Below are 14,270 nucleotides of genomic sequence, written 5' to 3' on the forward strand. Positions count from 1 at the left end.
TCCGTAGATTTGATCCCCACTAATTTGTTGCTTATATCGCCCTGGATAAGGCCCCCCCGTTCGCGGGATGTGCCCGTGTCAGCTATGGGCCCGCGGCGCGCCCTTGCGCGACGGCCGAGACTGTGAGGTCGTCGCCGCCATAGATGCAGTCGCCGCCGGCCCATACGTTTGGCAGCGAGGTGCGGCCTTCGGCGTCGACCTTGATGCGGCCGGCTTCCAGCGCCAGCAAGGCGCCGCTGCCGTTGAGCGCAGCCGGGACAAAGCTCTGGCCGATCGCCTTGAACACCTGGTCGGCGGTGAGCGTCAGCCGCTCGCCGGTGCCGACGAGCCTGTCGCCTTCCATCGCCGTATATTCGAGTTCGATGCCCGACACCTTGCCGCCTTCGGCAATGACCCGCTTCGGCTGCAACCAGTGACGGATGATGACGCCGTTGGCGGCGGCCAGGTCCTGCTCGAATTCGGAAGCGTTCATGTGCTCCTGACCGCGCCGGTAGCAGATCGTCACCTCTTCGGCGCCGAGCAGTTTTGATTGCACCGCCGCGTCGATCGCCGTCATGCCGCCGCCGATGACGACGACGCGCCGGCCGACCGGCAGGCTGGCAAGATCGCTGGCCTGGCGAAGCTCGGCAATGAACTCCACCGCATTGGTGACGCCTTGCGCGTCCTCGCCGTCGGCGCGCAGCGCGTTGACGCCGCCAAGCCCCATGCCGAGGAACACTGCATCGTAATTCCTGGTCAGGTCCGACAGCTGGTAGTCGCGGCCAAGCGCCTTGCCGTTCTGGATATCGATGCCGCCGATCGAAATGACATAGTCGACCTCGGCCTGGGCAAAATTGTCGATGCTCTTGTAAGCGGCGATGCCGTATTCATTGAGACCGCCGGCTTTCGGGCGGGCCTCGAGGATGGTCACGTCGTGACCGTGGCGGGCGAGCCGATGGGCGGCGGCAAGCCCGGCCGGTCCGGCGCCGACCACGGCGACCGTCTTGCCGATCGGAGCGGCGCGCGCATAGAACTGCTTGTTCTCAGCCATCGCGACATCGGTGGCATAACGCTGCAGGCGGCCGATCTGCACCGGCTTGCCTTCCGCCACTTCGCGCACGCAGACCTCTTCGCACAGCGTCTCGGTCGGGCAGACGCGGGCGCACATGCCGCCCAAAATGTTCTGGTCGAAAATCGTCCTGGCCGAGCCGATCGGATTGCCGGTCGAGATCTGGCGGATGAACAGCGGGATGTCGATCGAGGTCGGGCATGCGTTCATGCATGGCGCATCGTAGCAGAAATAGCAGCGATCGGACTCGACCAGCGCCTCGTGATGATCGAGCGGCGGATGCAGGTCGGAAAAATTATCGGCATATTGCTCGGGCGAAAGCCGCCCGCCGGCAATGCCCTGCTTGAAATGACCAGTCGCCATTCCGCTTCCCCATTCCTTGTTGTTTTGCGGAAGGCTAGCACGTTTTGTTTTTTTATCAATTGGTCAATTTTCGACGCAAGCCGCTGAAAAGCCACGACAAAATATGATATCCATACTCATGTTTTCTATATTGGCCTTGGCTGTCGGAATTCCGTCGCGAAGATCGTCCTAGATGGATCACGCATGATCGATGACTGGAAACCCAAGGAGCACGACAATGCCAAACTCCCCGATGTCCTTCTTCTGGTACGAGCTGATGACCACCGATCTCGACGCTGCCGAAGCGTTCTACACCGATGTGGTGGGCTGGAAGGCGCAGCCCTTCGACGGCGCGCCCGGCATGCCGCGCTATATCGTGATGAATGTCGGCCAGCGCGGCGTTGCCGGGCTGATGACGCAGCCGGACGAAGTGCGCAAGACGGGCATGCCGCCAGCCTGGGTCGGTTACATCCATACCGGGGATGTCGATGCCTCCACGAAATCGCTGAAGGGGGCCGGCGGTGCGGTTCACCGCGAACCCGATGACATTCCGGGCGTCGGCCGCTTTGCCGTCGTCGCCGATCCGCAAGGCGCGGTGTTCAACTTCCTGCAGCCGATTGGCCCTGACCAGCCGCCGTTGCCGGCTACTACTCCCGGCAATATCGGCTGGCATGAACTCTACACGACCGACTGGCACGCCGCGTTCGATTTCTATGCCGGGCAATTCGGCTGGACCAAGGGCGACGCCATGGATATGGGGCCGATGGGCACCTACCAGCTGTTTGCCGCCGGCGGCGAACCTGTCGGCGGCATGATGAACAAGCCCGAGCAGGTTCCGGTGCCGGTCTGGCAGTTCTATTTCAATGTCCCCGCAATCGACGCGGCGGCCAAGCGTGTCACCGATAATGGCGGCACGATCCTGATGGGACCGATGGAGGTTCCCGGCGGCGGCTGGATCGTGATGTGCACGGACCCCCAGCGTGCTCATTTCGCGCTGACGGCGCCGGTGCGGTAGCTGGGCCGGACATCACGCCGTTTGGCGTTTGGCTTGTCGAAGTGGGCGATCCTTCGCCCCCTCTGTCCTGCCGGACATCTCCCCCACTTGGGGGGAGATTGGCAGCTCCGGCGACGGCACTCTTCTTGCGACCTTTGTGATTGGCGAATTCAGTGATGACGGCCGATCTCCCCCCTTGTGGGGGAGATGTCCGGCAGGACAGAGGGGGGCGCTGTCCCGCCGACCCCGCGCGTTTTGGGTAGCCTCCACCTAGCGGCGCCATCACCCTCGCATCCGCTCGAGATTCGCGTCGAACAGCGGCGTCGGCTGCACCCGTGCGGTGTAGCGTTTGCCCAAGAGCTCGATCTCGAAACCATCGGCCTCGTCGGCGATCTCCTTCGGCACATAGCCCAGGGCCACGGACGTCTTTGAATGATGTGCGTAGCCGCCTGACGTGACCCAGCCGCGCACCGCGCCGTCGAACCAGATCGGCTCGTCGCCGATGACGTCGGCGTCTGCCGCATCGACGACAAAGGCGCGCAGTCGCAGCTTGCCGCCTTGCTGGCGCTCGGCGAGTGCCGCCTGCTTGCCGATGAAATCGGTTTCTTTCCCGTAGGCGACGAAACGGTCGAGCCCGGCCTCCAGCGGTCCGTAGATCGGCCGGTATTCGCGCGCCCACGAGCCGTAATTCTTCTCCAGCCGCAGCGCGTTGAGAGCGCGCGCGCCGAACAGGCCGATGCCGAAGTCTTCGCCGGCCGCCATCAGGGTCTGGTACGCGGCACGCTGATATTCCGGCGCCACCCAGATCTCGTAGCCGAGATCGCCGGTGTAGCTGACGCGGCCGACCAGGCACGGCGCCATGCCGATATCCATCCTGGCCGTCGCCATGAACGGAAACGCCGCATTCGACACATCCGCCCGCGTGGCTTTTGCCAGCACGTCCCGCGCCCTCGGACCGGCAATCGACAGGCCCGTCAGTCTCGCCCCCAGCGCCTCGATATGGACCGAGCCATCTTGCGGCAGATGCGCCTCGAACCAGCGCATGTGATACTGCTCGGCAATGCCGGAACCGGCGAGGAACCAGCCCTCCCCGCTGGAATTGCCGCTGCCGAGATTGGCCAGCGAAAAGTCGCCGATCAGCCTGCCGTCTTGCTTCAGCATCGGCGCCAGCGTCATGCGGCCGGGCTTTGGCAGCTTGCAGGCAAGCAGGCGGTCGAGCCAGGCCGCCGCGCCCGCGCCCGTCACCCTGTATTTGGCGAAGGACGAGATTTCCGACAGGCCGACACTTGTCCGCACCGTCCTCACCTCTTTTGCGACATGCTCGAAATCGCTCGAGCGCCGCCACGAGAACTCGTCCCTGACGCCTTCGGGCGCATACCACAACGACACTTCCAGCCCATAGGCCACGCCCCACTGCGCGCCCTTCGCCGACAAGAGGTCGTAGATCGGCGTGGTCTTGAGCGGCCGCCCGGCAGGCAGTTCCTCATTGGGGAAGCGGATGGAAAAACGCCGCGAATAATTCTCGCGCACCTTGGCGTTGGTGTAGGCCATCGTTGCCCAGTCGCCGTAGCGCGAGACGTCCATCGCCCAGATGTCGGCGCCGGGATCGCCCTCGATCATCCAGTTCGACAGCGCCAGGCCAACACCGCCGCCCTGCGAAAAGCCGGCCATGACGCCGCAGGCGACCCAGAAGCCAGGCAGGCCGCGCACCGGCCCGACCAACGGGTTGCCGTCGGGCGCGAAGGTGAAGGGGCCGTTGATGATCTGCTTGATTCCGGTGTTCTGGAAGGCCGGGAAATGCCGAAACCCGACTTCCAATGACGGCGCGATGCGGTCGATGTCGGGCTCCAGCAGCTCGTGGCCGAAATTCCACGGTGTCTGGAGCTCGGACCATGGCTTGTTGGCCTTCTCATAGGTGCCCATCAGCATGCCGCCGCGCTCCTGGCGCAGATAGAGCTCGCCGTCGAAATCGACCGCGTGGATGATCTCCGTGCCGGTCTTCTGGTTCCAGGCGGCGACCTCCGGCATGTTCTCGGTGATCAGGTACATGTGCTCCATGGCCAGCACCGGCAGTTCGAGGCCCACCATGCGGCCGACCTCGCGCGCCCACAGGCCGCCGGCGTTGACGACATGCTCGGCCACCACCTCGCCCTTGTTGGTGATGATCCGCCACAACCCGTCGGCGCGGCGCACGATATCCTCGACCTTGGTGAAGCGCTCGACCTCGGCGCCAAGTTTTCTGGCCGCCTTGGCATAGGCGTGGGTGACGCCGGACGGGTCGAGATGACCGTCCTCCTTGTTGCGCACCGCGCCGACGAACTGTTTCGGGTCGAGCAGCGGCATCAACTCGGCCGCCTCATCAGGCGAGATCTCCTCGAGGTCGATGCCGAGATAGCGGCCCTTGGCGACAACGCCGCGCAGCCAGTCGAGCCGCGCCTCGGTCGCCGCCAAAAGCACGCCACCGGTCAGATGCACGCCGGTCGCCTGGCCGGACAGCTCCTCGATCTCCTTGTAGAGCGAGATCGTGTATTTCTGCAGCTTGGCGACGTTGGGATCGCCATTGATCGTGTGCATGCCGCCGGCCGCGTGCCAGGTCGAGCCGGAAGTCAGCTCGTCGCGCTCCAGAAGCACAATGTCGGTCCAGCCGTGACGGGCGAGATGGAACAGCACCGAACAGCCGACGACGCCTCCGCCAATGACCACGACCTTCGCATGCGATTTCATCGGTTTTTCTCGTTATTTCAGGGAGTTGGAGGGGTGGGATGAATCGGTGCGGGAGGAGCCAAGCCACCCCCCTCTGGCCTACCGGCCATCTCCCCCTCAAGGGGGGAGATTGGCAGTTTCAACGCCGCCGCGCTCTTTTCAACGGTGGTGATTGGCGAAGGAGAACGTGACAGCCAATCTCCCCCCTTGAGGGGGAGATGTCCGGCAGGACAGAGGGGGGTACACGAGCGCAAGCCTTCGACCATCACGGCTCGCCCTGCCCGATCGCTTCCTTGCGCCTGGCCACATACGCCTCCAGCGCCTCGCGCACGGCAATATCAATAGTCGGTTCGACATGATCCTCCAGCGCCTTCTTCCACAGCCGCGTCGCCCGCGCCGTGGCGTCTAGCCCGCCGGCCTCCTGCCAGGCCTCGTAGTTCTGCCAATTGGAGAGCATCGGCTGGTAGAAGGCGGTTGCATAGCGCTCCAGCGTGTGCGGCTCGCCGAAGAAATGGCCGCCGGTCGGCACGGCACCCAGCGCCTCGACGGCGAGTTCCGCCTCGTTGACTTCGATCGGGCGCAAAAACTCCATCATGTGCTGGATCATCTCGACGTCGATGATGAACTTTTCGAACGACGCGGTCAGCCCGCCCTCCTGCCAGCCGGCTGCGTGGTAGACGAGATTGCCGTGGCCGAGCACCGCGCCCCACAGCGCCATCAGCGTCTCATAGGCGCCTTGCGCGTCGGCGGCGTTGGAGGCCGAGCCCGGCGTCGTCCGGTAGGGCAGTCCATAGCGCCGCGCCAATTGCCCGGAGGCGATGTTGGCCTTGGTGTTCTCCGGCGTGCCAAAGGCCGGCGCACCGGACTTCATGTCGACATTGGAGGTGAAGGCGCCATACATGACCGGGGCGCCGGGGCGGACAAGCTGCGTCAAGACCACGCCGAACAGCGCCTCGGCGTTCTGTTGCGCCAGCGCGCCGGCAAGCGTCACCGGGCTCATCGCCCCCATCAGCGTGAACGGCGTCACCGCAACCGACTGACCGAACTCGGCCATGGTCATCAGGCCTTCGGCCATCATTTCGTCGAAGCGGCGCGGCGAGTTGACCGAGATGATGGTGGTGACGCCGGGATCGTCGCGCATTTGGTCGAGGCTCAAGCCCCGCGAAATCGCCATCATTTCGACGCCGTCCAGCGCCCTGCCGCGGCCGATCGCCGAGACGTGAAAACTCTTGTCGGTCAGCGTCAGATTGGCGAAATAGGTGTCGAGGTGGCGTGAATTGGCCGGCAGTTCCACCGGTGCGCAGACCTGATTGCCGAGCATGTGGATGCAGTTGAAATGCTGCGCCAGCCGGGTGAGGTCGCAATAGTCGCGCAAATTGCCGGCGCGCCGGCCGCGTTCCATGTCATGCACGTTCGCCGGTCCGGCGACGAGCGTAAAATTGATCGTGTTGCCGCCGAGATGGACTGTGTGGGCCGGGTTGCGCGGCGTCAGCGTATAGCTGGACCGCGTCGTCTTCAGTGCCTCGTCGACCATGCCGCGGTCGATGCGGACAGTCATCGACGCATGATTGACCTTGGCGCCGGCCTTCTCGAACAGCGAAAGCGCCCGCGGGCTCATCACCTCGATGCCGAAATTCTCCAGAATGTGCATCGACGCCTGGTGGATCGCCTCGATCTGATCGGCCGAGAGCATCGCCATCGGCGGATAGGGATTTGTCACGCGGCGCAACGGCAGTTGCGGGATGGCGGCCGGTCCCCTGTTGCTGGTTCGCTCGGCGCCGCGCTTGCGTCTCGGTTCGGTCATGCGGCGCATCAAAGCGCCGGCACGACGATCGGGCTGTCAGAAATCCGCCACCTGCGGGCGCGATTTTAGCCAAGGCGGCATTTTGGGATTTTCGTGCCGACAAAAGCGACGGAAAACGTCGGAATATCTATCCTCGCTGTGTCCCGGCCAAAGCGGCCGATCAGCCGTTAAGGAACGCTGCAAGATTCCCTTTATGATTCCAGCCTAATCCTCTTCCAATGGGTAGGTCGAGTTTTAGCAAAATTGTAGCCGTTACCGTGCTGCTGGCGCTGTCGGCCTGCGCGACGCCGCCGAGCCATATCAACAATGTCTGCGCCGTCTTCGACCAGAATGACGGCTGGTTCGACAACTGGCAGGCGGCGGCCGAACGCGCCGAACGGAAGCACGGCGTGCCGGTTCCCGTGCTGATGGCGACGGTGCGCAAGGAATCCGGCTTCAAGAGTAACGCCAGGCCGCCGCGCAAGAAGCTGCTCGGCTTCATTCCCTGGAAACGTGCCTCCAGCGCCACCGGCTTCTCGCAGGCGCTTGACGGCACCTGGGCGCAATATCAGAGCGAGACCGGCAGTTGGGCGGCGCGCCGCACCAGCTTCGCCGATGCCGTCGATTTCGTCGGCTGGTATCATTCCAAGACATCAGACACGCTCGGCGTCGCCCGCAACGACACCTACAATCTCTATCTGGCCTATTATCTCGGCTGGACGGCCTATGGCCGCGGCAACCGCGGCGATGCCGGCGTGCAGCGCTATGCGCGGGCCACCGAGCAGATGGCTCGGGACTACGCCGCGCAGCTACGCCAATGCGCGCGTTGATGGCGCCACGGATCTAATCGTCCGTCAGCTTCGGCCTCTTGCCGTGCGGACGCTGCGGCGGAGCGCCGGCAAAGCCCGGACCGATGCCTTGCGGCGCGTCGTCGGGCACGCCTTCATTGGCGGCATGCTCCTTGTCGAACTTGATCACCGGCTCCATTTTCGCCAGCACGTCGTCGGCAAGCCAGCACAGGCTCATATGACCGTCGCCGAGATGCTTGACCGGCGGCACCTGCGTCTCGCAAAGATTGTCCGGCACCAGCTTCTTGTAGCCGCAGCGGGTCTGGAACGGGCAGCCGGTTGGCGGGTTCATCGCCGACGGGATGTCGCCCTCCAGCACGATGTGCTTCTTGATCACGCTGGTATCGGCGATCGGGATCGCCGACAGCAGCGCCTCGGTATAGGGATGATAGGGCGGCGAAAAGATCTGGTCGGTCGTGCCCTGCTCGACGATATAGCCGAGATACATGACGACGACGCGGTCGGCGATGTAGCGCACCACCGACAGGTCGTGGCTGATGAACAGCATCGTCGTCTTGTTCTTGCGCTGGATGTCCATCAACAGTTCGGTCACCGCCGCCTGCACCGACACGTCGAGCGCCGAGACTGGCTCGTCGGCCACCACCACCTTGGCATCGCCGGCAAAAGCCCGAGCCACGCCGATGCGCTGCTTCTGGCCGCCTGAAAGCTGGCGCGGCTTGCGGGTCTCGAACGCCCGCGGCAGCTTCACCAGGTCGAGCAGTTCCAGCATGCGCTTGCGGCGGTCGGCAACGGTGTTGCCGACATTGAACTTTTCCAGCGTGCGGATGATCTGCGAGCCGACCGTGTGGCTGGGGTTGAGCGTGTCGAACGGATTCTGGAACACCATCTGGATCGACGACACCGTCTCGACGCTGCGGTTCTCGACCCCGATCGACTGGATCTGCTGGTTGCCGAGCGTCACGCTGCCGGAGCTTGCCGTCTCCAGCCCGAGCAGCACCTTGGCCAGCGTCGACTTTCCGCAGCCGGACTCGCCGACAATGGCGACGGTCTCGGATTCGCGCGCCATGAAGGAGATCGTCTCATTGGCCTTGACGACGCGGCCCTCGCTCGAGCCGAACACCTCGCTGCCGCCGACCTTGTAGTACTTTTTGAGATCCTCGATCTTGAGCACCGGCGCGCCGGGCTCGACGCGCTCGTTGACCTTCTTGGCGCCGGGCGGCAGCGCTTCCCAGTCGATCTCGTTGAAGCGCACGCAGCGCGAAAAATGGCCTTCATGGCCGTCGACCGCGATCATCGGGATTTCTGCGGCGTTGCAGACGCCCTCGACGAAATGGTGGCAGCGGGGGCCGAAATTGCAGCCCTTCGGCCGCTCGTGCGGCAGCGGCAATTGCCCCGGGATTGAGATCAGAGGCCGCGAATTCTTGTCGGCGCCAGGCAGCGGGATCGAGCGGAACAGGCCTTGCGTGTAGGGATGGCGCATCCGGTCGAAGACATCCTTGATCTTGCCGGTCTCCACCGCTTCGCCCGAATACATCACCGTGATGCGGTCGCAGGTTTCCAGGATCAGGCCGAGATTGTGCGACACGAAGATCATCGAGGTGCCGAACTTCTCGCCAAGTCCCTTGACCAGGTCGACGATGCCGGCTTCGACCGTCACGTCGAGCGCCGTCGTCGGCTCGTCGAGCAGCAGCAGCACCGGCTTCGACAGCAGCGCCATGGCGATGACGATGCGCTGTTGCTGGCCACCGGAAAGCTGGTGCGGAAACGAGCGCATCATCCGCTCCGGATCGGGCAGCCTGACCGAGCGCACCATTTCCAGCGCGCGTTGATAAGCCTCTTCCTTCGACACCTTGTCGTGGATCAGCGGCACTTCCATCAGTTGCTGGCCGACCTTCATCGCCGGGTTCAGGCTGGCCATCGGCTCCTGGTAGATCATCGCGATCTTGTTGCCGCGGATGGCGCGCAGTTCCTCGTCGGACAGCTCGCCCATGTCCTTGCCCTGGAACTTTATCCGGCCGCCGACGATCTTTCCGATGTTGGAGAGGTCGCGCATGATGCCGAGCGACACGGTCGACTTGCCGCAGCCGGATTCGCCGACGATGCCCATCGCTTCGCCAGGCATGACCGTGCAGGAGAAGTCCATGACGGCCGGTATCTCGCCCTTGCGGGTGAAGAAGGAGATCGACAGGTTCTCGATCTCGATGATCGGCCCATTGGTCGGCTTGGGGGGATTTCGAACTGCCTCATTCATGGGTCGCTCCAATCCTGTTCTTTCAGCATATCGGGTCGAGAACCCGTCCATCAATCTTTCATCGATTGCTCACGCAGCGAGTCGGCCAGCAGATTAAGGCCCAGCACGAACGACATCAGCGCGATCGTCGGCGGCAGCGCCGGATGGATGAAGGAGCGCAGCAGCCGGCTGGCATCCTTGATCGCGGTGCCCCAGTCCGGGCTCTCGGGCGCCAGCCCCAGGCCGAAATAGCCGAGCGTGCCGAGCAGGATCGTGGTGTAGCCGATACGCAGGCAAGCATCGACGATCAGCGGCCCGCGCGCATTGGGAAGTATCTCCCACAGCATGATGTACCAGGGCGATTCACCGCGCGTCTGCGCCGCCGCCACATAGTCGCGCGTTTTGATGTCCATGACCAGGCCGCGCACGATGCGGAACACGCCGGGGCTGGAGGCGAACACCACCGCCACGAAGATGTTGAGCTGGTTGGGATCGATATGGATGATCCTGAACGGATCGGCATCGAAGACCAGGCCGGCATAGACCCAGCCGCCAATGATCAGCGTCAGCCCCAGCAGGATGTAAAGGCGGTCGGGCCGTTTCTTGTAGCGCGTCCAGAACAGCACGCTGAAGAAGATGATCGGGAACATGAAGAACAGGCCGGCCATCGCATAGGGGATCGGTGTCTCCATGATGCCCGGCGTCACCAGGAGGTAGAACAGCAGGATCACCGGGAAGGCGAGCACCAGATTGGCGAGGAATGACAGCACCGTATCGATCCTGCCGCCATAATAGCCGGCCGGCAGACCGAGCGTGATGCCGACCATCAGCGCAAACCCGGTCGCCGCCGGCGCGATGATCAGCACGATCTGACTGCCGTAGACCATGCGGCTGAACACGTCGCGGGCAAGCTTGTCGCCGCCGAACAGGTAGACAAGTCCCGATTGCGGCTCGACCGCGCCCGGCAGCGCGTCCTTCATGATCGGGATCTGGACAAGCGGATTGAACGGCGAGACGGTCGACGCGAAGATCGCCGTGAACAGCCAGAACAGGCAGATGCCGACGCCGACGATGCCGACGCTGCTGTCGAAGAGCTGACCGTAGAGGCCAAGCCTCTTCTTGTAGGCGAAGCTCGCCCCCATCACCACGACGAGAGCGATCCAGACCGGCCAGAAACGCGCAAGCACGCCAAGCACCACATTGAAGGCGCCGATATATTCAAGCTGCATCCGCTCGATCCCCTATTGAACTCTGATACGCGGATTGAGAAACGCGTAGCCGACATCGGAAATGAGCTGCGTGATCAGGACGATGAACACCGAGACCAGGGAGCAGCCGAGCAAAAGATCGATATCGTTGTTGCCCGCCGCCTCGACCAGCGTGTAGCCAAACCCCTGGTAGCGGAACATCACCTCGACAATGACGACGCCGGTGAGCAGCCAGGGAAATTGCAGCATGATGACGGTGAATGGCGCGATCAGCGCGTTGCGCAGCGCGTGCTTGACCACGACGCTGCCGAAGGAGAGGCCCTTCAACCGGGCGGTGCGGATATATTGCTGCGTCATCACCTCGACCATCGAGGCGCGGGTCATGCGGGCGATATAGCCGATGCCATAGATCGCCAGCGTCATCACAGGCAAGGTGAAGTTGTAGAAGGTGATGCCCCGGCTGGCGGAAGCCGCCGAACCGTTCAGCAGGCCGAGCCATGAGGCGAAGATAACGGTGAAAATGACGCCGGACACATATTCGGGCGTCGCCGTCGAGGCGATCGAGGCGACCGACAATGTCCGGTCGGTTCGCGAGCCTTCGCGCATGCCGGCGAGTATGCCGATCAGCAGCGAGATCGGCACCATCACCACAAGCACCCAGAACATCAGGATTCCGGTGGCGCTGAGCGCCGGGAAAAGTTTTGACGCCACCGTCGTCTTGAACTTGGTCGAGCAGCCGAAGTCACCCTGCAGCACGCCGGAGAAGGTCGGCTCGACAGGATCGTTGCAGAAGGCAAAACGTCGCGTGGGTTTGCCCGTCGCCGGATCTGTGACCGGCTGTTTGGGCACGATACCCAGCCATTGGCCATAGCGGGAGAAGAAATTCTGGCGATAGCCATGGTTGACCAGCCAGTTTTCGAGCTGCTCGGCCGAGGTGTGCATTTCGGTCTGGCTGATCGCCAGCTTTTTCAGATTGGGATCGAGATTGATCAGGAAGAACACGACCATCGTCAGGCACAGCATCGTCAATGCCATGGTGCCGAGGCGTCGAAGGATGAAAGAAAGCATGGCGGTCCCCTGCCGGCTGGTTGGGGTTGAGGCCGGCTCGGAGCCAGCTCGGCCGCAATCGGCAGAGCTGGCTGTCAAACGGACCCTCAGAATGCGATCAACCCTGTCTTATTGCACGCCCCTTTCCGAAGAGTCTGCGCTTTTTTCTGCGCCGACCTGCGGTTGTGGGATCATGCATGGCGTGGGTGGAAGGGGCGAACCGCCCCTTCCACGATCGATCCGATCAGGCCTCCTCGTCGAGCCAGACCTTGCCGTAGTCGCGCTCGAAGGTCGGGTGCATGGCGTAGTTCTTAACGGAAGCGACCGAATGGCTGTAGAGCTTGCGCCAGTAAGGCTGGATGATGATGCCGGCATCCTGCAGGATCTGCTCGATGTCCTTCATCATTTCCTTGCGCTTGGCGGGGTCGGCAACGGCGAGCGCAGCGTTGAGCTTGGCATCCCACTCCGCATTCGCCCAGCCTGTCTCGTTCCAGGCTTCACCGGTGCGATAGCCGATCGCCAGAACCTGGACGCCGAGCGGCCGCATGTTCCAGTTGGTCATCGACAGCGGGTATTTGGTCCAGTCGTTCCAGAAGGTCGAGCCCGGCAGCACCGTACGCTTGACCTTGATGCCGGCGTCGCGCATCTGCGCGGCGATCGCATCGCCGGTGTTCTTGTGCCAGTCTTCGTCGACCGTGATCAGCTCGTGCTCGAAGTCGGCCTGGCCGGCTTCAGCCATCAGCGCCTTAGCCTTGGCCGGATCGCGGGCAATCTTCGCCAGCTCGAAGTATTCCGGATGGATCGGCGAGACATGGTGGTTTTCGGCAACTGTGCCGGCATTGCCGTAGCCGAGCTGCAGGACGACAGCGTTGTCGACCGCAAGCTGCAGCGCGTTGCGAACCTTCTGATCGTCATACGGCTTGTTGGTCACATTGGTGCGGCAGACGATCGTCGAAGCGGTGACCACCTCGGACTTGACCAGGTCGACACCGTCGAGGATCGACACATAGTCGGCCGACGTCTCGAAATTGGTATGGACTTCGCCGGCTTCGAAAGCGCTGACCATCGCCGCCGGATCGGTGCCATAGTCGATGAACTCGACGCCGTCGAGAAACACCTCACCGTCCCACCACTTGTTGTCTTCGCGGCGTTTGTAGACGACCTTCTGGCCGACATCGTAGGAGACCAGTTCAAATGGGCCGGTGCCGATCGGGCAGGCTTTGAAATCGCCGCCCTTTTCGTCGAAGGTCTTGTGGACGACGAGACCGGGATAGTCGCACACGTTGGGGATGAGCGCGATATCCGGCGAGCTGAGCGTCAGCTTGACCGTGTGTTCGTCGACCTTGGTGACGGCGCTCTCATCCAGCTTGTCGTCCTTGACCAGCGAGCCGAGACGACCGGGCATGGAATTGCCTTCGGCCTTCTTGTCGGCCCAACGCTTGAAGTTGAAGATGACATCGTCGGCGGTGAACGGATCGCCGTTGTTCCAGGTGACGCCCTTGCGCACATGCAGCGTGTATTCGGTGGCGTCGTCGTTGACGTCCCAGCTCTCGAGCAGGTAGGGGCGGAACGTGTATTCGTTCGTGTACTTGACCAGCGGCTCGAGCGCCTGGCGCTCGGCATTGGCGATTTCCGACCAGTCGGCCTTGCGCGGATCCTTCGGATCCTTGATCCACATAGCGACCTTCAGTATGCCGCCTTTCTTGCCCTGCGCGTCCTGCGCTCTCGCCGGCGTCGGGTCGGCGAGGCCGAGCATGCCATAGGCCATCGCCGTGGACGCGCCGAAGACGCTGGCCAAAGCGAGAAACTCGCGGCGATCGACACGTCCGGCCCTGGCTTCCTGGGCCATCGCATGGATGTGATCCGGAACGCGGTCGCCATTACTCTTGTAGATTGTCATCGAGAACTCCCATTGTTGGCTTTCTGCCTTTTACCATTCCGCATCCGGGCCGTGATGTCAAAAACGGCACCGGATTGGGAACATGCCAAGGAATGTGCAACTTTGGAAGGGAAGCAGTTCGCGTGATAACGACAGTCTTGGCGCAAAATTGCTATTGCCCGGCAGATTTCGTTCGAATCTCCGGCATCGATCAAACTGAGACATTC

At 63.0% G+C, this 14,270-nt stretch carries 9 protein-coding genes; 2 read left to right on the top strand and 7 right to left on the bottom strand.

Annotated features, from left to right (window positions below; genetic code table 11):
• Positions 1-82 precede the first annotated feature (82 nt).
• Entirely contained in the window at positions 83-1,411 is a 1,329-nt protein-coding gene (locus AC0L3D_RS17395) for an NAD(P)-dependent oxidoreductase (protein ID WP_473645176.1), read from the bottom strand.
• A 217-nt stretch (positions 1,412-1,628) separates the two neighbouring features.
• Between AC0L3D_RS17395 and AC0L3D_RS17400 the strand changes: the two genes are divergently transcribed.
• Positions 1,629-2,405: a VOC family protein gene (locus AC0L3D_RS17400; RefSeq protein ID WP_473645178.1), complete on the top strand. Its 777-nt coding sequence runs from the start codon at positions 1,629-1,631 to the stop codon at positions 2,403-2,405.
• 261 nt (positions 2,406-2,666) lie between these two features.
• On the opposite strand, the gene AC0L3D_RS17405 is transcribed toward AC0L3D_RS17400, so the two are convergent.
• Both AC0L3D_RS17405 and AC0L3D_RS17410 read right to left on the bottom strand, forming a co-directional pair.
• Positions 2,667-5,108 carry a GcvT family protein gene (locus AC0L3D_RS17405; RefSeq protein ID WP_473645180.1) on the bottom strand — a complete coding sequence of 814 codons (2,442 nt, stop codon included), beginning with the start codon at positions 5,106-5,108 and terminating at the stop codon, positions 2,667-2,669.
• A gap of 244 nt (positions 5,109-5,352) precedes the next feature.
• The gene (locus AC0L3D_RS17410) at positions 5,353-6,891 is read right to left on the bottom strand and encodes a trimethylamine methyltransferase family protein (RefSeq protein ID WP_473645182.1); all 1,539 of its coding nucleotides are present in this window, start codon (positions 6,889-6,891) and stop codon (positions 5,353-5,355) included.
• Between the two features lie 218 nt (positions 6,892-7,109).
• On the opposite strand from AC0L3D_RS17410, the gene AC0L3D_RS17415 reads away from it, so the two are divergent.
• Positions 7,110-7,700 carry a transglycosylase SLT domain-containing protein gene (locus AC0L3D_RS17415; RefSeq protein WP_128174262.1) on the top strand — a complete coding sequence of 197 codons (591 nt, stop codon included), beginning with the start codon at positions 7,110-7,112 and terminating at the stop codon, positions 7,698-7,700.
• 13 nt (positions 7,701-7,713) lie between these two features.
• On the opposite strand, the gene AC0L3D_RS17420 is transcribed toward AC0L3D_RS17415, so the two are convergent.
• From AC0L3D_RS17420 to AC0L3D_RS17435, 4 genes are all read right to left on the bottom strand, one after another.
• Positions 7,714-9,930, bottom strand: a complete 2,217-nt coding sequence (locus AC0L3D_RS17420; RefSeq protein ID WP_473645184.1) for a dipeptide ABC transporter ATP-binding protein — start codon at positions 9,928-9,930, stop codon at positions 7,714-7,716.
• A 50-nt stretch (positions 9,931-9,980) separates the two neighbouring features.
• Entirely contained in the window at positions 9,981-11,138 is a 1,158-nt protein-coding gene (locus AC0L3D_RS17425; RefSeq protein WP_128174266.1) for an ABC transporter permease, read from the bottom strand.
• Between the two features lie 12 nt (positions 11,139-11,150).
• Positions 11,151-12,185 (bottom strand): ABC transporter permease, encoded by a 1,035-nt coding sequence (locus tag AC0L3D_RS17430; protein WP_287292385.1) that lies wholly within the window; start codon positions 12,183-12,185, stop codon positions 11,151-11,153.
• A gap of 223 nt (positions 12,186-12,408) precedes the next feature.
• A complete protein-coding gene (locus AC0L3D_RS17435; protein ID WP_287173564.1) occupies positions 12,409-14,064 on the bottom strand; it encodes an ABC transporter substrate-binding protein in 1,656 nt (551 codons plus the stop codon).
• Between the last annotated feature and the right edge of the window lie 206 nt (positions 14,065-14,270).

Source organism: Mesorhizobium sp. WSM4837 (genome assembly GCF_055811435.1).

Bases quoted from the DNA above. Each gene is read 5' to 3' on its own strand.
- AC0L3D_RS17425 (WP_128174266.1), bottom strand. From the start codon at position 11,138: ATGCAGCTTGAATATATCGGCGCCTTCAATGTGGTGCTTGGCGTGCTT.
- AC0L3D_RS17430 (WP_287292385.1), bottom strand. From the start codon at position 12,185: ATGCTTTCTTTCATCCTTCGACGCCTCGGCACCATGGCATTGACGATG.
- AC0L3D_RS17435 (WP_287173564.1), bottom strand. From the start codon at position 14,064: ATGACAATCTACAAGAGTAATGGCGACCGCGTTCCGGATCACATCCAT.
- AC0L3D_RS17410 (WP_473645182.1), bottom strand. From the start codon at position 6,891: ATGACCGAACCGAGACGCAAGCGCGGCGCCGAGCGAACCAGCAACAGG.
- AC0L3D_RS17415 (WP_128174262.1), top strand. From the start codon at position 7,110: ATGGGTAGGTCGAGTTTTAGCAAAATTGTAGCCGTTACCGTGCTGCTG.
- AC0L3D_RS17405 (WP_473645180.1), bottom strand. From the start codon at position 5,108: ATGAAATCGCATGCGAAGGTCGTGGTCATTGGCGGAGGCGTCGTCGGC.
- AC0L3D_RS17400 (WP_473645178.1), top strand. From the start codon at position 1,629: ATGCCAAACTCCCCGATGTCCTTCTTCTGGTACGAGCTGATGACCACC.
- AC0L3D_RS17395 (WP_473645176.1), bottom strand. From the start codon at position 1,411: ATGGCGACTGGTCATTTCAAGCAGGGCATTGCCGGCGGGCGGCTTTCG.
- AC0L3D_RS17420 (WP_473645184.1), bottom strand. From the start codon at position 9,930: ATGAATGAGGCAGTTCGAAATCCCCCCAAGCCGACCAATGGGCCGATC.